Origin of the sequence: Mesorhizobium sp. M0522 (genome assembly GCF_040321085.1) — a bacterium.
In the GTDB taxonomy this organism is placed as follows: Bacteria; Pseudomonadota; Alphaproteobacteria; order Rhizobiales; family Rhizobiaceae; genus Mesorhizobium.
In genome coordinates, this window is the sequence record NZ_JAMYQW010000026.1 from 1 (window position 1) to 17,331 (window position 17,331).

17 protein-coding genes and 1 tRNA gene are annotated in these 17,331 nt (G+C 62.7%); 4 read left to right on the top strand and 14 right to left on the bottom strand.

What is annotated here, in order from left to right; all coding sequences use genetic code 11:
- A partial coding sequence (locus NKI58_RS35605) for a hypothetical protein (protein WP_502897018.1) occupies positions 1-97 on the top strand: 97 nt, incomplete at its 5' end.
- 91 nt (positions 98-188) lie between these two features.
- Here the strand turns inward: NKI58_RS35605 and NKI58_RS23960 are convergent.
- From NKI58_RS23960 to NKI58_RS23980, 5 genes are all read right to left on the bottom strand, one after another.
- Entirely contained in the window at positions 189-3,953 is a 3,765-nt protein-coding gene (locus NKI58_RS23960) for a vitamin B12-dependent ribonucleotide reductase (protein ID WP_352683418.1), read from the bottom strand.
- A gap of 646 nt (positions 3,954-4,599) precedes the next feature.
- Positions 4,600-5,088, bottom strand: a complete 489-nt coding sequence (locus tag NKI58_RS23965) for an NUDIX hydrolase (RefSeq protein WP_352458592.1) — start codon at positions 5,086-5,088, stop codon at positions 4,600-4,602.
- Between the two features lie 221 nt (positions 5,089-5,309).
- Positions 5,310-5,810 (bottom strand): xanthine phosphoribosyltransferase, encoded by a 501-nt coding sequence (gene gpt / locus NKI58_RS23970; protein WP_023674762.1) that lies wholly within the window; start codon positions 5,808-5,810, stop codon positions 5,310-5,312.
- Between the two features lie 128 nt (positions 5,811-5,938).
- Entirely contained in the window at positions 5,939-6,772 is an 834-nt protein-coding gene (locus NKI58_RS23975) for a universal stress protein (protein WP_352458593.1), read from the bottom strand.
- A gap of 78 nt (positions 6,773-6,850) precedes the next feature.
- Complete coding sequence (locus NKI58_RS23980) at positions 6,851-7,600, bottom strand: competence/damage-inducible protein A (RefSeq protein ID WP_352570874.1); 750 nt, start codon at positions 7,598-7,600, stop codon at positions 6,851-6,853.
- Positions 7,601-7,749: 149 nt separating this feature from the next.
- On the opposite strand from NKI58_RS23980, the gene NKI58_RS23985 reads away from it, so the two are divergent.
- Positions 7,750-8,736, top strand: a complete 987-nt coding sequence (locus NKI58_RS23985) for an alpha/beta fold hydrolase (RefSeq protein WP_352593802.1) — start codon at positions 7,750-7,752, stop codon at positions 8,734-8,736.
- A 186-nt stretch (positions 8,737-8,922) separates the two neighbouring features.
- Here the strand turns inward: NKI58_RS23985 and NKI58_RS23990 are convergent, their stop codons facing one another.
- The 8 genes from NKI58_RS23990 to NKI58_RS24025 all read right to left on the bottom strand — a co-directional run bounded on the left by NKI58_RS23990 (position 8,923) and on the right by NKI58_RS24025 (position 15,618).
- Positions 8,923-9,816 (bottom strand): carbohydrate ABC transporter permease, encoded by an 894-nt coding sequence (locus tag NKI58_RS23990; RefSeq protein ID WP_023674766.1) that lies wholly within the window; start codon positions 9,814-9,816, stop codon positions 8,923-8,925.
- Position 9,817: 1 nt separating this feature from the next.
- Entirely contained in the window at positions 9,818-10,669 is an 852-nt protein-coding gene (locus NKI58_RS23995) for a carbohydrate ABC transporter permease (RefSeq protein ID WP_502897019.1), read from the bottom strand.
- Between the two features lie 186 nt (positions 10,670-10,855).
- Entirely contained in the window at positions 10,856-12,181 is a 1,326-nt protein-coding gene (locus tag NKI58_RS24000) for an ABC transporter substrate-binding protein (RefSeq protein ID WP_352593803.1), read from the bottom strand.
- A 33-nt stretch (positions 12,182-12,214) separates the two neighbouring features.
- On the bottom strand, positions 12,215-13,300 hold the full coding sequence (locus NKI58_RS24005; RefSeq protein ID WP_352593804.1) for an ABC transporter ATP-binding protein: 1,086 nt from the start codon (positions 13,298-13,300) through the stop codon (positions 12,215-12,217).
- A gap of 164 nt (positions 13,301-13,464) precedes the next feature.
- The gene (locus NKI58_RS24010) at positions 13,465-13,704 is read right to left on the bottom strand and encodes a DUF2188 domain-containing protein (RefSeq protein ID WP_023674770.1); all 240 of its coding nucleotides are present in this window, start codon (positions 13,702-13,704) and stop codon (positions 13,465-13,467) included.
- A 28-nt stretch (positions 13,705-13,732) separates the two neighbouring features.
- The gene (locus NKI58_RS24015) at positions 13,733-14,026 is read right to left on the bottom strand and encodes a DUF982 domain-containing protein (protein WP_352623603.1); all 294 of its coding nucleotides are present in this window, start codon (positions 14,024-14,026) and stop codon (positions 13,733-13,735) included.
- Positions 14,027-14,088: 62 nt separating this feature from the next.
- Positions 14,089-14,406: an SH3 domain-containing protein gene (locus NKI58_RS24020; RefSeq protein ID WP_352787326.1), complete on the bottom strand. Its 318-nt coding sequence runs from the start codon at positions 14,404-14,406 to the stop codon at positions 14,089-14,091.
- A 108-nt stretch (positions 14,407-14,514) separates the two neighbouring features.
- Complete coding sequence (locus NKI58_RS24025) at positions 14,515-15,618, bottom strand: NADH:flavin oxidoreductase/NADH oxidase (RefSeq protein WP_352787329.1); 1,104 nt, start codon at positions 15,616-15,618, stop codon at positions 14,515-14,517.
- 153 nt (positions 15,619-15,771) lie between these two features.
- On the opposite strand from NKI58_RS24025, the gene NKI58_RS24030 reads away from it, so the two are divergent.
- Entirely contained in the window at positions 15,772-16,350 is a 579-nt protein-coding gene (locus NKI58_RS24030) for an NUDIX domain-containing protein (protein WP_023674774.1), read from the top strand.
- 64 nt (positions 16,351-16,414) lie between these two features.
- On the opposite strand, the gene NKI58_RS24035 is transcribed toward NKI58_RS24030, so the two are convergent.
- A tRNA-Leu gene (locus tag NKI58_RS24035) sits at positions 16,415-16,500 on the bottom strand.
- A gap of 279 nt (positions 16,501-16,779) precedes the next feature.
- Between NKI58_RS24035 and NKI58_RS24040 the strand changes: the two genes are divergently transcribed.
- Positions 16,780-17,232 carry a cupin domain-containing protein gene (locus NKI58_RS24040; RefSeq protein ID WP_352620635.1) on the top strand — a complete coding sequence of 151 codons (453 nt, stop codon included), beginning with the start codon at positions 16,780-16,782 and terminating at the stop codon, positions 17,230-17,232.
- Positions 17,233-17,331 lie beyond the last annotated feature (99 nt).

Here is a 17,331-nt window from a genome sequence, read left to right on the forward strand (position 1 = left end):
CGTCGCCTTCAGGCCCACCGCCACAGACGGTGTCTTCGACGCCTGGTTCAGACATCAGAAAATAGAAACCATCGACCTCAATGTCCTGGCGCGATAGCATGCAAAACTGTTCGCGATGTCCTCGCACACCTGTTCGCGATGTCTCCGGTCCAAACAAAGGGGAGAAGGGAGGGCGCGACCTCAGCTCCTCAGCTACACCCGCTCGTGGCCCCGCAAGTATCGCACTTCTCGCAAGTCCCGTTCCGCACCATCGTGAAGTTATGGCATTCCGAGCATTCGTTGCCGGTGTAGCCCTGCATCAGCGATTGCTGGCGCCGGTTGGCGGCGAGCGCTTTGGCTTCGGCTGCTTCTTTCGCGGCCTCGTCGGTGAACAGCTCCGTCGGGTCGGAGGCTTCCGCGTAGACGATGTCCTCGACCAGTTCCCTGGCGCGCTCCTCGTAGTCGCGCTTGTAGGCGACGGCTTCGTCGCTTGCCGGTTTTAGCGTCAGCACGTTGGAGCCGGAGAAAGCGGTCGGGGCGGTACGGGCTGGAGTTCCGGAACCGGAACCCGCAAAGCCTTTCGGCTCGGCGCCCATGCCCGACACCAGCTTGACCGGCGAGGCGCCGCGGGTCAGGCCCTTGGAGAAGGGCGTCGCCTTGCCTTCATTGATGCCGCGTCCGAGTGCCGTCTTGTCGAAATCCGACTGGTCGACATGGGCGAGATCGTGGCGGCCGAGATAGGAGACAGCCAGTTCGCGGAACACGTAGTCGAGGATCGACGTGGCGTTCTTGATGGCGTCGTTGCCCTGCACCATGCCGGCCGGCTCGAACTTGGTGAAGGTGAAGGCCTCGACATATTCGTCGAGCGGCACGCCATATTGCAGGCCGAGCGAGATGGCGATAGCGAAGTTGTTCATCATCGCCCGGAAGGCCGCACCTTCCTTGTGCATGTCGATGAAGATCTCGCCGATACGGCCGTCATCAAACTCGCCAGTGCGCAGATAGACCTTGTGGCCGCCGACGACCGCCTTCTGGGTATAGCCCTTGCGGCGGTTCGGCAGTTTCTCGCGGTCGCGGTAGAGACGCTCGACGACGCGCTCGACGATCTTCTCGGTCACCTGCACGGCGCGCTGTGCGGCCGGCGCCGCGATCAGCTGCTCGATGGCTTCGTCCTCGTCGTCTTCGACGTCGGCAAGCAACGAGGCGTTGAGCGGCTGCGACAGCTTCGAGCCGTCGCGATAGAGCGCGTTGGCCTTCAGCGCCAGCTTCCACGACAGCATGTAGGCGCCCTTGGCGTCTTCCACCGTCGCGTCGTTCGGCATGTTGATGGTCTTGGAGATGGCGCCGGAGATGAAGGGCTGCGCCGCCGCCATCATCATGATGTGGCTGTTGATCGACAGCGAACGCTTGCCGATCTTGCCGCACGGGCTGGCGCAGTCGAACACCGGCAGGTGTTCGGCCTTCAGGAACGGCGCGCCTTCCAGCGTCATCGCCCCGCAGACATGGATGTTGGCGGCCTCGATGTCCTTCTTCGAAAAGCCCAGCGCCGGCAGCATCTCGAACGAGAAATCATTGAGCTGCTCGTCGGTGAAGCCGAACGTCTCCTTCACCCAGTCGGCGCCCAGCGTCCACTGGTTGAAGACGAACTTGATGTCGAAGGCCGACTTCAGCGCCGCATTGAGCGCTGCGATCTTTTCGTCGGTAAAGCCTTTTGCCTTGAGCGAGCCGGGATTGATGCCCGGCGCCTGGTTGAGATTGCCGTGGCCGACGGCATAGGCCTCGATCTCGGCGATCTGGCTCTCGGAATAGCCGAGCGTGCGCAGCGCTTCCGGAACGGCGCGGTTGATGATCTTGAAATAGCCGCCGCCGGCCAGCTTCTTGAATTTTACCAGCGCGAAGTCGGGCTCGATGCCGGTGGTGTCGCAATCCATCACCAGGCCGATCGTGCCGGTCGGTGCGATCACCGTTGCCTGTGCGTTGCGGTAGCCATGCTCCTCGCCGAGCTCGATGGCGCGGTCCCAGGCGGCCTTGGCATGGTCGGCAAGCTCCTGCTGCCTGAGATCCGAGGCGACCAGCGGCACCGGGTTGACGGCTAGCTTCTCGTAGCCGTCCCTTTCGCCATAGGCCGCGCGGCGGTGGTTGCGCATGACGCGCAGCATGTTCTGCGCGTTGCGGTCGTAGTCGGGGAACGCGCCGAGCTCGGCGGCCATTTCGGCCGAAGTTGCATAGGCCGTGCCGGTCATGATCGCGGTGAGGGCGGCACAGATGGCGCGGCCCTCGTCGGAATCATAGGGAATGCCCGAGGTCATCAGCAGGCCGCCGATATTGGCGTAGCCGAGGCCGAGCGTGCGGTACTCGTAGGAAAGCTTGGCGATCTCCTTCGACGGGAACTGCGCCATCATGACGGAGATTTCCAGCACCATGGTCCACAGCCGCACTGTGTGCTCGTAGGCAGCGATGTCGATGGTGCCGTCGGCGTTGCGATAGGGCAGAAGGTTGATCGAGGCCAGGTTGCAGGCGGTGTCGTCGAGGAACATGTATTCCGAGCACGGGTTGGACGCCCGGATCGCACCGGCCGAGGCGCAGGTGTGCCAGTCGTTCATCGTCGTGTTGAAATGCAGGCCCGGATCGGCCGATGCCCAGGCGGCATAGCCGATCTTTTCCCAGAGATCGCGCGCCTTCAGCGTCTTCAGCACCTTGCCGTCCTTGCGGGCGGTGAGATGCCAGTCGCCGTCCTGCTCGACGGCGCGCAGGAAATCGTCCTTCAGCGACACCGAATTGTTGGAATTCTGGCCGGAAACCGTGAGATAGGCGTCCGAATCCCAGTCGGTGTCGTAGGTCTTGAACGACATCGAGGTGTAGCCCTGCTTTGCAAACTGGATGACGCGGTAGATGTAGTTCTCCGGCACCGCGTCCTTCTTGGCCGCCTTGATCTCGCGCTTCAGTGCGGTGTTGACCGCCGGGTCGAAGCAATCGTCGCCATTGCCTTCGCAGTTGATGCAGGCCTTCATGATCGCTTCGAGACGCTTCTTGACGATCTTCGAGCCGGTGACCAGCGAGGCGACCTTCTGCTCCTCATTGACCTTCCAGTCGATGAATTCCTCGATATCGGGATGATCGGCGTCGACGATGACCATTTTCGCGGCGCGGCGTGTCGTGCCCCCCGACTTGATGGCGCCCGCGGCGCGGTCGCCGATCTTGAGGAAGCTCATCAGCCCCGACGAACGACCGCCGCCCGACAGCTTTTCGCCTTCGCCGCGCAGGAACGAGAAGTTGGAGCCGGTGCCGGAGCCGTATTTGAACAGCCGCGCCTCACGCACCCACAGGTCCATGATGCCGCCCTCGTTGACGAGGTCGTCCTGCACGCCCTGGATGAAGCAGGCATGCGGCTGCGGATGCTCGTAGGAAGACTTCGACTTGGTCAGCTTGCCGGTGAACGGGTCGACATAGAAATGGCCCTGGCTCGGACCGTCGATGCCATAGGCCCAGTGCAGGCCGGTGTTGAACCATTGCGGCGAGTTCGGCGCGACGCGCTGGGTGGCCAGCATATAGGCGAGCTCGTCGCGGAAGGCGCTCGCGTCTTCCTCCGACTTGAAGTAGCCGCCCTTCCAGCCCCAATAGGTCCAGGTACCGGCAAGCCGGTCGAAGACCTGGCGGGCGTCGATCTCGGAACCGTAGCGCTCGGCTTCCGGCAGCTTGGCCAGTTCAGCCTCGTCGGCGACGGAGCGCCACAGGAAGGAGGGGACTTGCGTCTCTTCGACCTTCTTCAGCCGTGCGGGAACACCCGCCTTGCGGAAATATTTCTGCGCCAGGATATCGGCGGCAACCTGGGAGAACTGCGCCGGCACGTCGATGTTGTCCAAGCGGAACACCACCGAGCCATCCGGATTCTTGATCTCGGAAAGCGCCTTGCGGAATTCGATCTCCGCGTAAGCTGATTGCCCTGGCTTGGTGAAACGACGCTCGATGCGCATTGGTCCGGTCCCTTTTGTCTACATATAGCGCTTTTCCCAGAGGATTTCTGCCCTCTTGACGAAACGCGCATGTCCGCCGTCTGCCGGCGTTCGAAACCCGCCGGCTCTCATCATCACAGTCTCCGCCGCCCTGCCGGTCGAACCTCTTGCGAGGCCGCTGTCCAACGCGCTCACGGACCCTGTGGGTCCCTCAAAGCTGAAAACTTTTTGTAACGCCCTCGGTCGAGGGAACTTCACATTATCTAGCGTCGAACCTACCTGCAAACACTAAATATAGTATTAACAGACAATTTATTCAAGTCCGACAATCCTCCCCTCTCGCCCCCCAAGGCTTCAAAATCCCACGCATTCGCCGGCCTCGTAAACAGGCGGGAACGCGGATCAAAACGCACATATTCCGGGAAAAAGACCGGCCTCGAAACTTTTCCGGTCGCACTCTCAACAAGAGCGCATGGCCTATAAAAGGCGACTCGTTTTGCGACGTCAAGGATTCGTTTGCGTAGCTTTTATGACCCCCACATCTTGTGTGTCACACATGTGGATAACGGGGATAGAAGCGGAGCGCAAGGAAGGGTCGGCTTTGGGTGGAGGCGCTTCGGCAACGACGTTCACAGCACCTGAGCGATAGGCTATGCGCGACTGAGACTCAGGAGAACCGATGCGGATCCGCGCAGAAATGGGCGATGATCTGGCTGAGGTCGGGTTCGTTGACCATGCGCACAGCCTCGGCGGCGCTGACCCACTTGCGGGTGCGTGCCCGCTTTTCCTTCCACCGGTCGGCGACCTTGTCGACCTGCAGTGGGAAGACCAGCACCTCGCACGGCACTTCCTCGCCGGAATCCAGCAGCTTGGCATAGAAATAGCGGCCGGCCTCGTGATGCGAGATCGTGCCGCGCAGCCCGGCCTCCTCGCCGGCTTCGCGCGCCGCCGCCTCGCAAAGCGGCTCCTTTGCTTCCGGCCAGCCCTTGGGAAGCACCCAGCGGCCGGTATCGCGGCTGGTGATCAGCATGATTTCGACGCCGTCGCCGCCATCGCGCCAGGGCAGGGCTGCAACCTGAAGGCGGGACGGCACCGCGCCGAAGAGTCGCCGGACCCTTTCGGCCTTATGGTTGTGCGTCGTTGGCCTCGTCAACATCGGAGAAGCTTGCCCCAGCTTCCAGAATCATTTGCCGTCTCACGAATCTTACGGCTAATTATAAGCAATGAAAGTAAAAAATGTTTCACGGATCGGCCAGATTCCGTCAATCTGCGCCGATCTCAGCCTAATGGCGCGACTGCAGCAGCGTCGCGCCACGCCTTTATCGGTGTGCGGAGGTCCCCTGGGCGGACTCGGTGCATCAAGCGGCGTTGCGCGAATCAGCCGGCGTGGTCATCGGCGATCGGCTTCTGGTAGGTGAAGCCCATGTCCCAGGGAAAATAGATCCAGGTGTCCTGGCTGACCTCGGTAACGAAAGTGTCGACCATCGGCCTGCCTTTCGGCTTGGCATAGACGGTGGCGAAATGCGCCTTGGGCATCATCGCGCGCACTATGCCCGCCGTCTTGCCGGTGTCGGTGAGGTCGTCGATGATCAGCACGCCGGCCCCGTCATCGGCGAGCAGCGCCGGCGTGACCTCCTTCAGCACCTGCAATTGCCCCTGGCTGGTATAATCGTGGTAGGAGGCGACGCAGACCGTCTCGATGATGCGGATGCCAAGCTCGCGCGAAATGATGGCGGCCGGAACCAGGCCGCCGCGCGTGATGCAGACGATCGCCTTCCATTGCCCCTTGTTGGCGCCGGCAAGCCGCCAGGCGAGCGCGCGCGCATCGCGGTGGAACTGGTCCCAGGAGACCGGGAAGGCTTTTTCGGGCAGGGACATCTTTCGCGCACTCCGTAAAGCGCGCATCGCGCGCAGACACCTATGGAATGCGCGCGGAATTAACTGGAAAGGCTTGGCTTTGGCAAGGGCGCGGCAAAGCTATTGTCCTGCCAGCTATCCCTGTGAACCTACCGCGACAGGAAAGCCGCCACCGGGGCGGTGCGCAGCACCGTTCGCGTCACCCCGCCGAACAGCAGCTGGCGCAGCCAGGAATGGCTGTAGGCGCCGAGCACGAGCAGGTCCGCACCCGACTCGGCGACCCTGGTCTGGATGATGTCGTCAACGGAAGCGCCGCCGGACCTCAGCACCGAGACGCTGACGGTCGCGCCATGCCTGGACAGCGAGGCGGCGATCTCGGCGCCGGCTGTTTCCGGCGCCTCGTCGAGCGTATCGGGCGGGTCGATGACGACGATGTCCGTCTTTTCGGCCTCGATGATGAAGGGCAGGGCATCGAAGGCCGCGCGCGCGGCTTCCTTGCTGCCGTTCCAGGCGAGCAGCACATGCTTGAAGCTGGTGACCAGCGGACCCGAATGCGGCACCACCAGCACCGGCCGGCCGGCATCGTAGACCAGGGTGTCGACGTCGGCGCTCGGGTCGCTGCCCGATTCGCGCTGCGCGGCGATGATCAGGTCCGCGGTGCGAACGGTCGAGATGCCGGTCAGCGCACTGTCGCCGGAAAAACTCTCGAGACTGCGCCACTCGAACGACAGGCCGGAATTCTCGATGCGCTTGTGAAAGGCGGCCTGCAACTTCTCGGCGCGCTCCCGGTTCATATCGGCGGAAACCTGCAGGAACTCGGTGTCCGGAAAGCCGGTGGCAGAGGTGTAGGGCACCGGCAGCGCCTCGGCATGGATGCCGATCAGATGGCTCTGGAATCGGCTGGCCAGCGGGATCGCGCAGTCGAGGACGCGCTCGGCATCCTGTTCATTCTGCAATATGGCGACGATGGTCTTGAAGCGCATGGCAGTCCCTCACTTCTTACGGCGATCCCACTCGTGACAAACGTCACTGCGCGATGCTGGTTCCGTCAGGCCGGCCGATCAGCCCACTCGGCTTGCCTTGATCAAGCCCGCCACCATAGCCTCTACGTCGGCGCGTGCGGAGTCCAGTGCCTGCTGGCTGCGGGCGCGCACCACCAGTTCCGTCCAGAACTTGCCGTCGCCATATTTCGGGTAGGAGCCGATGATCGTGTCCGGATGCGCCTTCTGGATGTCGCCCAGCGGCCCGCCGATCAGGCCTTCGCCGAACGGGCATTCCACGGTTGCTGACAGCATTTTGGTGCCGGCCCGCAATGTCGGCACGACATTGTCGAGCATCGCCTGGAAAATCGCCGGCACGCCGGCCATGACATGGACGTTGCCAATGCGAAAGCCCGGCGCAACCGACACTGGATTATCGATGTGGTCTGCCCCGCGCGGCATCCGCGCCATGCGCTTGCGTGCTTCGGTGTATTCGATGCCGCGGGCGGCGTAGCTTGCCTCCAGCAGGGCGTAGGCCTTGGCGTCGTATTCGCATGGCACGCCAAAGGCCTTGGCAACCGAATCGGCGGTGATGTCGTCATGCGTTGGGCCGATGCCGCCGGTGGTGAAGACATAAGTATAGCGGGTGCGCAGCGCATTCACCGCAGCGACGATCTCGTCTTCCTCGTCCGCAACGATGCGCACTTCCTTCAGGTCGATGCCGATCGCCGTCATGATGTCGGCGAGGTGGCCGATGTTCTTGTCCTTGGTGCGGCCGGACAGAATCTCGTCGCCGATGACGAGCATGGCGGCGGTGACGATTTCGGTCATGACTGGCTCCGGCAAACGGGTCGCCTGAGATAGCGCGGCAAACGGCCGGCGGCAATGCCGCCAAATGACGGATCTACCTGTGCCACCTCCCTTGCAGTGCACCCGTCGGCGGGTGATGCTGCGTGCCGGTTTGGAGCCCTGAGCAAGACATGCCGGCATCGATTCTGCTATGGCTACCCGGCGCGCTGTTTCTGCTGGCGCTCGTCATGGCAGCCTATCCGATGCTGGCGACGCTGCGGATCGCGGCGAAGGCCGAAAGGCTGGTGCCGGCCAGTGGCAAATTCATCGAGATCGACGGCAACCGCATCCATTATGTCGAGACGGGCGAGGGGCGGCCGATCGTCTTCCTGCACGGCCTCGGCGCGCAGCTTCATCAATTCGGCCACACGCTGTTCGGACGGTTCGGCCCGAACTATCGGCTGATCGCGCTCGACCGTCCGGGCTCCGGCTATTCGGTGCGGGCCAGGGGCGCCAGCGGACGGCTGCCCGAGCAGGCCGAGATCGTGCGGCATTTTATCGACGCGCTTGGGCTGGAAAAGCCTCTGGTCGTCGGTCATTCGCTGGGTGGCGCCATCGCGCTGACGCTGGCTATCGAGCATCCAGAGGCGATTTCCGGCATCGCCTTGCTGGCACCGCTGACCCATCTGGAGCCGGACGCGCGCGAGAAGTTCGGCCCGCTGTACATTAAGTCGCCGCTGCGGCGCCGGATCATGGCTCATACGGTGGCGATCCCGGCGGCTCTCAAATATGCCGAAGCGACGCTTGCCTTCATTTTCGCGCCGCAGACGGCGCCGGCCGACTATATGGTCGAGGGCGGCGGCTGGTGCGGGCTCAGGCCAAGCCATTTCTATGCAACGTCGACCGATGTCGTGGCCATTGAGCACGACCTTGGCCGCATCGAGCAACGCTATCGCGAGATCACCATGCCGGCCGGCATTCTGTTTGGTGCTTCCGATCTCGTGCTGGGCATCGATATTCAAGGCTGGCCGGTGATGGAAAAGATCAGGGGGCTGCATTTCGAGCCGGTCGAGGGGCTTGGTCACATGCCGCAATTCGTCGAGCCGGAACGGGTCGTCGCTTTCATCGAACGCATTGCCGACCGCGCATTTGCGCCGAAGTCCGACACCGGCAGCTGACACCCTTCCGCAACCTCGCGCATTCCTCACGCAAAGGTGTGCAAGCCTGTCTCCGACGCCAACGCCAACACGAATGTCAACGATCAATACTGCGGCAAGTAACCGGCCGTAGCCTCGGCCGGCAGGGTGCCTACCCTAGGCATTCCCGGCCGCCGGGAATACCTCCGAACCCAATCATGATGCTGGCTATTCCTTCACGGCTCCGGTCATCGAGGAAACATAGTGCTCGACAAAGAACGAATAGAGCACCACGACCGGCAGCGAGCCGATCAGCGCTCCCGCCATCAGCGCCCCCCATTCGTAGACGTCCGAGCGCACCAGCTCGGTGAGCACGCCGACCGGCACAGTCTTGTTTTCGGACGACTGGATGAAGGTCAAGGCGTAGATGAACTCGTTCCATGACAGCGTGAATGCGAAGATGCCGGCGGAAATCAGGCCCGGCACCGATAGCGGCAGCACGATCTTGGTGAGGATCTGCCAACGGCTCGCCCCGTCGATCAGCGCGCATTCTTCCAGCTCGAACGGGATCGAGCGGAAATAACCCATCAGCAGCCATGTGCAGAACGGGATCAGGAAGGTCGGATAGGTGAGGATGAGCGCGAACGGCGTGTCGTAAAGTCCAAGGTTGAACACCATCACAGATAGCGGAATGAACAGGATCGAGGGCGGCACGAGATAGGCGAGGAACACCGCGAGGCCGACCTGCCGCGCCCCGGAGAACCTCAAGCGTTCGATCGCGTAGGCAGCGAACACCGCAGCCAGCAGCGACAGGAACGTGGCGGCGGTCGAGATGATGATCGTGTTGAGCAGCCAGCCCGGATAAGACGTCTCGAAGAGCAGGTAACGGATATGCTCGAGCGTCGGATGCACCACCCAGAACGGATTGAAATTGGCGTAGTCGGTCATCTCGAGGTTGGGCTTAACCGCCGTGATCGTCATCCAGTAGAACGGAAACAACAGCACGATGACGAAGATCAGCAACGGCAGGTAGACCGTCACCACGCGGCGCGGCAAACTCTGCAGGTAGCCCATGCCGCCTTCGTCGAGTTCGGGGCGTTTGCTCGTTTCGATCGCGGTCATGTCAATCTCCGCCGCCCTGCTGCCATTTGCGGCGCTGCAGGCCAAAGTAGCTGAACAGGATCGCCGCCAGCAGGAACGGGATCATGGCGACCGCGATCGCGGCGCCTTCGCCAAGCTGGCCTCCGGAAATGCCGCGCTGGAACGACAGCGTCGCCATCAGGTGCGTGGCGTTCACCGGCCCGCCGCGCGTCAGCACATAGATCAGCTGGAAGTCGGTGAAGGTGAACAGCACCGAAAACGTCATGGTGATGGCGATGATCGGCGTCAGCAGCGGCAGCGTCACATAGCGGAACAATTGCCAGCGGCTGGCGCCGTCGAGCGTGGCGGCCTCGTAGAGCGACTGCGGAATCGTCTGCAGGCCGGCAAGCAGCGTGATCGCCACGAAAGGAATGCCGCGCCAGACATTGGCGGCGATGACCGAAGCCCGCGCATTCTCGGGATCGCCGAGGAAGTTGATGCGATGGTCGATCAGGCCCATTTCCATAAGCGCCCAGGACAGGATCGAGAATTGCGAATCGTAGATCCACCAGAAGGCGATCGCCGACAGCACCGTCGGCACCACCCAGGGCAGCAGGACGATCGCGCGGAAGAACGACTTGAACGGCAGGTTCTGGTTGAGGATAAGCGCCAGCCACAGGCCGAGCACAAACTTCAGGACCGAGGCGCTGATCGTGTAGAGCAAGGTGTTGAAGACGGAGAGCCAGAAGACGGCGTCATCCCACAGATATTCATAGTTCTCGAAGCCGATGAAGATGCCGGGGCGGCCGATGCGGGCATCGGTGAAGCCGAGCCAGACGCCGAGCCCGAGCGGATAGGTCAGGAAGACCAGCAGCAGTGCCGCCGCGGGCAGCATGAAGCCGAAGCCAAGCGCGTTATGACTTTCGGACACGAACGTCAGAATGCGCGACAGCGCCGACCGGCGTGGCTGAGCGGCAGCGGAGGTCACGGCCATGGTCGGCTCCTCTAAGGTCTCATTGAACGGCCGGGCGGCCATGCGCGATTCGAAGCCGGGCAGCATGGCTGCCCGGGTGAACCCGGCTCAAACGCGATAGTAGCGGTTTGCGCGCTTCTCGGCTTCTTCCATCGCTTCTTGCGGCGTCGCCTGGCCTGTCACCGCCTTGGCGAACATGTCGACCAGCACATAGTCGGCCATGGTCGCCGCCGAGGCATAGCCAAGCGGGCCGGCATAGCCGTTGGGCCGCAGCGTCGCCGAGGCCTTGGCGTAGGCGGCGTTGTTCGGATCGGCCGTCCACACCGGGTTGTTGTCGAAGGCTTTGAGCGTCTGGCAGCAATAGCCTGCCGACGACGTGATCCACTGCGACATTTGCGGATCCTCGAACATGAACTGCAGGTAGGCCTTGGCGGCGTTGGGGTAGGGCGTGTAGTCGAAGATCACGGCCGTGGTCACCTGGAACAGCTCGACGGATTTTCCGACCGGGCCGATCGGCAGGTTGGTGGTGCGGATGTCCTTGGCTATCTCAGTGAGCTTCGGATCCTTGTCCTTGTTGATCTTGGCGGTGTTGTAGGCGGAAATGCCGTTGGCGATGACGCTCAATTGCCCGGCCAGGAAGGCGCGGTTGTTGTTGACGTCGAGCCAGCTTTCGGTGCCGGGAATGAAGGTCTTGTAGAGTTGCTGCGCGTATTCGATCGCCTTGAGCGTCTCGGGGCTGTTGATCGTCACCTTGCCGCTCTCGTCGACCATCTGACCGCCATGGCTCCATAGCAGCCAGTGAGCGTAGTTGTTGCCGTCGCCGACGCCGTGGCCATGCGTGAAGCCGGCCGGGTGCCCCTTTGCCTGCAATGCCTTGCAAAGCTCGAGCAGGCCCGCCGTGTCCTTCGGAAATTCGGAGAAGCCGGCCTCCTTCACCCAGCTTTCGCGATAGACGATGGCATTGCCGATGGTCGCCAGCGGCAGGCCGAGGAATTTGCCTTGCCGTGTCGCATATTGGTGCGGTCCATCGTGCCAGCCGCCATATTTCGAGCCGAGATATTCGCCCAGTTCCGTCACGTCGTGCAGCTTGTCGGGATATTGGTGCGGGTCGTCGAACCAGACGAACATCAGGTCCGGGCCGGAGCCGACATTGGCGGCGACCGCCGCCTTGGGGCGGATGTCCTCCCAGCTTTCCTTGTCGACGCGGACCTCGACACCGGTCGCTTCGGTAAAGCGCTTGGTGTTGGCCAGCCATTGATCCTCGTCGCCCTGCACGAAAGGCGACCAGCGCAACAGCCTGAGCTTGGCGCCGTCCTCGGGCTTGTATTTCAACCCCTCCTGGGCAAAGGCGGGAGAGCCGATGAGCCGGCTTCCCAAGGCTCCCGCCGCAACGCCGGCGGTGGTGCGGATCACGTCACGTCTGGTGAATTTCATGCTCGCTTCCTCCTGCTTATTGTCCTTGCCGTCCTACTGCCCGATGGGTGTTTCGAACCGCTGTCCGGTTTTGCCGTGAAAGAGATGGATGAGGCCAGGCTCGGCCGTAAGCCGGATGGTTTCGCCCGGCGTGAAGGAATGGCGTTCCCGGAAGTTTGCGACGATCTCCTCGCCGCCGGCGGTGCGGCCGATGAGCTGCACTTCGGACCCTGTCGGCTCGACCACCACGACGGTGACCGGGATGCCCTGATGGTCGGACAGCCGTAAATGCTCGGGCCGTATCCCCAGCACGACCGGCTCACCATTGCCGATGGAAAGTGCAGACGCCAACGGGACCGAAATCCCTCCGGCGCCGCGAAATGACGGCGAGCCGTCGCTTACGATCTCGCCCCTGAGCATGTTCATGGCGGGCGAGCCGATGAAGCTAGCGACAAAAATATTGTTCGGCCGGTCGTACAGCTCGAGCGGCGGCCCGATCTGCTCGACGATGCCGTCATGCATGACGACGATCTTGTCGGCCATGGTCATCGCCTCGATCTGGTCGTGGGTGACGTAGACCGTCGTCGTCTTCAGGCGCTGGTGCAGTTCCTTGATCTCGGCGCGCATCTGCACCCGGAGCTTGGCATCGAGATTGGATAGCGGCTCGTCGAACAGGAAAACCTGCGGATCGCGCACGATCGCCCGGCCCATGGCAACGCGCTGGCGCTGCCCGCCGGAAAGCTGGCGCGGATAGCGGTCGAGCAGCGGCACCAGTCCCAGGATTTCGGCCGCGCGCCGCACGCCGGCATCGCTCTCCGTCTTGGGAACGCCCTTGAGCATCAGCGAGAACGCCATGTTCTCGGCGACCGTCATATGCGGGTAGAGCGCATAGTTCTGGAAGACCATGGCGACGTCGCGCTCCTTTGGCGCAACGTTATTGACGACACGTTTGCCGATCGCGATCTGGCCGCGCGAGATCTTTTCCAGGCCGGCGATCATCCTGAGAAGGGTCGACTTTCCGCAACCCGAAGGACCGACCAGCGTGACGAACTCGCCGTCGTTTATATCGACGCTGACCCCGTGCAGGACCTCGACGGTCCCAAATGATTTGTAGACATCGCCGATTGCGACAGACGCCATCGATCTCCTCCCGATTGATTCCTGCAACGACTTCGAAGGAAACCGCTTTCTTGCCTGGCCCGCGACAGCGCCCAGGCTCCTCCCCGGTCACGCGCGATGTGAGACGGTAGCGCTACCAAACCGACCTGTAAAGCACGCCGGCATCACTGGGATATCGACACACCCTAATCCGAAACCTCGGTCTGCGGCCGGTCGCGGCCGTCGGCTAGCTCGTCATGCCATTTGCCGTCGGCGTCCTCGTACTGGATGCCGTCGGTGTTGCCGGCGACCTGCTGTTCGGCGGAAGCGATCTCGGCGGCGCGCAACGCGTCCTGATGGGTGGGGAACGTTTCGGAGAATGTCGAGCCGACCTTGTAGGCCCAGCCTCCGTCATGCTCGACGATCTTGTAGGTCAGTTTCGCCATGAAACCCTCCGGTTGAAAGCCCGTTGCCTCAATGCAGCCTATCGTCGGCCAGTGTGTCGTCTGGCAGCCTGTCGTCTGTGACCAGCACGTCCGATTCCCTGGCGGCTTCGATCAGTGCCCGGCGCGCATCCGCCGTCGAACGATAACCTTCCAGCACTTTTAGGCAAGTGTCGAGGGCATCACGATGACGCGGCCCGCGATTGAGTGGCCAGACCGTCATCAGGCACTCCGCCGCCTCCTGGGCGCTGCGGATCTGCCGATATTTGCCGACATGGCCGAGTTCGACCACGACCGGCTTTTCAAATGGCTTGCTGTCCATCATCGCCGCCAACGCGGAGCGGCCGATTTGGTTGCAAGTACTATGTTAGCTCAGTCGAATATAGCTCAATAGCCGCAGTCGTTGCGCAGCCAGCGTGCATTCGCCCAGCCGGTGCGGCCGCCGAAATCGACCTTGTACCAGTTCCCGCGACGGTCGAAGATCTCGGTTTGGTCGCCGTTGAACAATTGCCCTATCATGCGCGACGACGAGTTCGGCCGGGCCCGAACGGCGAGAAAGCCGCTTCCCGTCGCCAGATTGTAGTGCCTGGAAAGACCGTGCACCGTACCTTCCCAATATTGCGCCCCGGCCGGCGTCGATGCGGCGAACGACAGCCCGGCCAAAACCGCGGCGGCAGCCGCAATGGAATTCCCCCTGAACGGCATGTCTCTGCTCCCCCAACCCGCCGCGCCCAGCCGCGGCCCCGGCCACTCTACACCGGCAGAGGATCAAAGCGAAGCTGTGATGCCCCGTCCAGCGAGACGAACCCGCCGTCAGTTCGCCGCCTTCATCCAGTGCTGCATCGTCGTCACCGAGCGGGCAAGCTGCGGCGCCGGGTGGATTTTTTCGCCGAAGGTGGCCGCGGCGCGCCAGCCCCAGCGCGGATCGGCAAGAAAGGCGCGCGCCAGCGCCACCATGTCGGCGCGGCCGTCGGCGACGATCGCCTCGGCCTGCTTCGGATCGTCGATCAGGCCGACGGCCCGCGTCGGGATGCCGACGGCCTTGCGCACCGCTTCGGCCAGATGCACCTGGTAGCCGGGCCCGGAGGGCAGCTTCTGCAACGGTGAATTGCCGCCGCTCGAGCAGCAGAGATAGGCGACGCCGGCTTCCTTCAGCGCTTTTGCCACTTCGATCGCATCCTCGATCTCGAAGCCGCCATCGACCCATTCCTTGATCGACAGGCGCGCGCCCAGCATCAGCCTGGGCACCGCCTTCTTCACCGCCTTGGCGATCTCGACGGCGAAACGCATGCGGTTTTCCAGCGAGCCGCCCCAGCGGTCGGTGCGCCGGTTGGAGAGCGGCGACAGGAACTGGAAGATCAGATAGCCATGCGCGGCATGCAATTCGATGAAGTCGAAGCCGGCGCGCTCGGCCCGCCTTGCCGCTTCTGCGAAGCGTTCGATGATTTGCAGGATCTCGTCGTCCTCCAGCGCCCGCGGCACCTGCCAGCCGGTGTCGTAGGCGATCGCCGAGGCCGACACGATCGGCCACGGATCCTGATCGGCATGCAGCGGGCCGCCGCCCTCCCAGGGTTTCCGATTCGAGGCCTTGCGGCCGGCATGGGCAAGCTGCGTGCCGAATTTCGTGCCCGGTGCCGCGACACGCTTGGCTGCATCCAGCGTGCGTCGCGCGGCCGCCTCGTTGTCCTCGGAATAGAGGCCGAGACAGCCATGCGAGATGCGGCCGCGCCGTTCGACATCGGTCATCTCGACGGTGACCATGCCGGCGCCCGACATCGCCAGGTTCATCCAGTGATAGAGATGCCAATCGCTGGCCGAGCCGTCCTCGGCCGAATACTGGCACATCGGCGCGACCGCGATGCGATTGGGGAAGGTCAGGCCGTCGAGGGTGATCGGCTGGAAAAGCGATGAGGTCATAAAAAACTCCGGAAAGGGTTGCCGCTATTTATGCAGCCGATTGTGCCAGCGCCAGACACGAGACGGTGAACCGGTGCTCTGGACCAATTGGTGGCCCGATTGCACGAACCGCCGTTCGCGGCTACGCCTTGCCGCGGCAGCAGGGAGTCCACCATGGAAGATCGCATTCGCATCCGCTCCGAGGAAGTCCTTTCTGACGAATGGGCGGTTCTGAAAAAGACCGTCTTCGACTACCGCCGGCGCGACGGCAAATGGGAAACGCACACCCGCCAGACCTACGATCGCGGTGACGGCGCGGTGATCCTGCCTTTCGATCCCGACCGCTCGACGGTGCTTCTGGTGCGGCAGTTCCGCTACCCGGCCTACGTCACCGGCCACAAGGAGCCGCTGATCGAGGCCTGCGCCGGCCTGCTCGACGAAGACGATCCCGAAACCTGCATCCGCAAGGAGGCCGAGGAGGAACTCGGCTATCGGCTGAAGGACGTGCAGCGGCTGTTTTCGCCCTATATGAGCCCCGGCAGCGTCACTGAGCGGCTCTGGTTCTTCGTCGCCCGCTACTCGCCCGCCGACCGCATTTCCGACGGCGGCGGCGCCCACGACGAAGGCGAGGACATCGAAGTTTTGGAGATGCCGCTAGACGAGGCACTGGCCGGCATCCACGACGGTCGGATCATCGACGCCAAGACCATCATCCTCATCCAGCACCTGAAGCTGAACCCGATCGGGAGGTGAGGGGGCCAGAACCGGGTCGAGCGCCCTAGTCTCCAGTTACGAAGGATATCAAACGAGACCAATCTGGTGCGGACGACGGGACTCGAACCCGTACGATCAGAGATCGAGGGATTTTAAGTCCCTTGCGTCTACCAATTCCGCCACGTCCGCAGGCCAGTCCTTTTCAGCCGCCAGCCAAAGGCCGTCAAGCCGTCTTCTGCCGTCGACAAATCTGGCACCGGAAGCTAGCGAGGCCGATCACCTACAGTGATGCAAACGAAATCGTTTCACCTGGGAAATGTTTTTAGCGGCAGCTTCCGCGGCTACCGCGAATGCGCGTCCCCCGTTCGCAGGATGCGTTCGGGCGCTCTGCCCTGGTAGGCTCGAAGTGGCAAGTGGATCGGCGCTCCGATACTCGACGCCGTCCTCTACAGACACTGGGAGATTGTCATGCTCAAGCTTGCCTCTGCCCTGGCACTGCTGCTTGTTGGGACGGCGCCTCTGTTTGCCGATGAGATGCCGATGAACGCCAAAGACATCAAATGGGGTCCTGCTCCAGCTGTCATTCCCGCTGGCGCGGAAATGGCTGTTGTCGCTGGAGATCCCTCAAAGGACGGCGCCTATGTGCTGCGGTTGAAGACACCCGCCGGCTACAAAATTGCCGCACATAATCATCCCACCACGGAATACGTAACGGTGCTTTCCGGCAACTTCCATATTGGAATGGGCGATAAGCTCGACGAGGCGAAAGGTGTCGAACTGACTGCTGGCGGCTTCGGCGTCGCGCCGGCCGGAATGAATCACTTCGCCTGGACGACAAGCGAAACGATTATCCAGGTTCATGGCGAGGGGCCATTCAAGATCACCTACGTCAACCCGGCGGACGATCCAAGCAAAAAGTGACAGTTCGGGATCGAATTGAGTGAACCGGCCGAAGGCTCGAACGATGGAGTGCGTCGAACTCCGCGACCGTCGATTCAGAAGGACCCTCTAACGAGACGA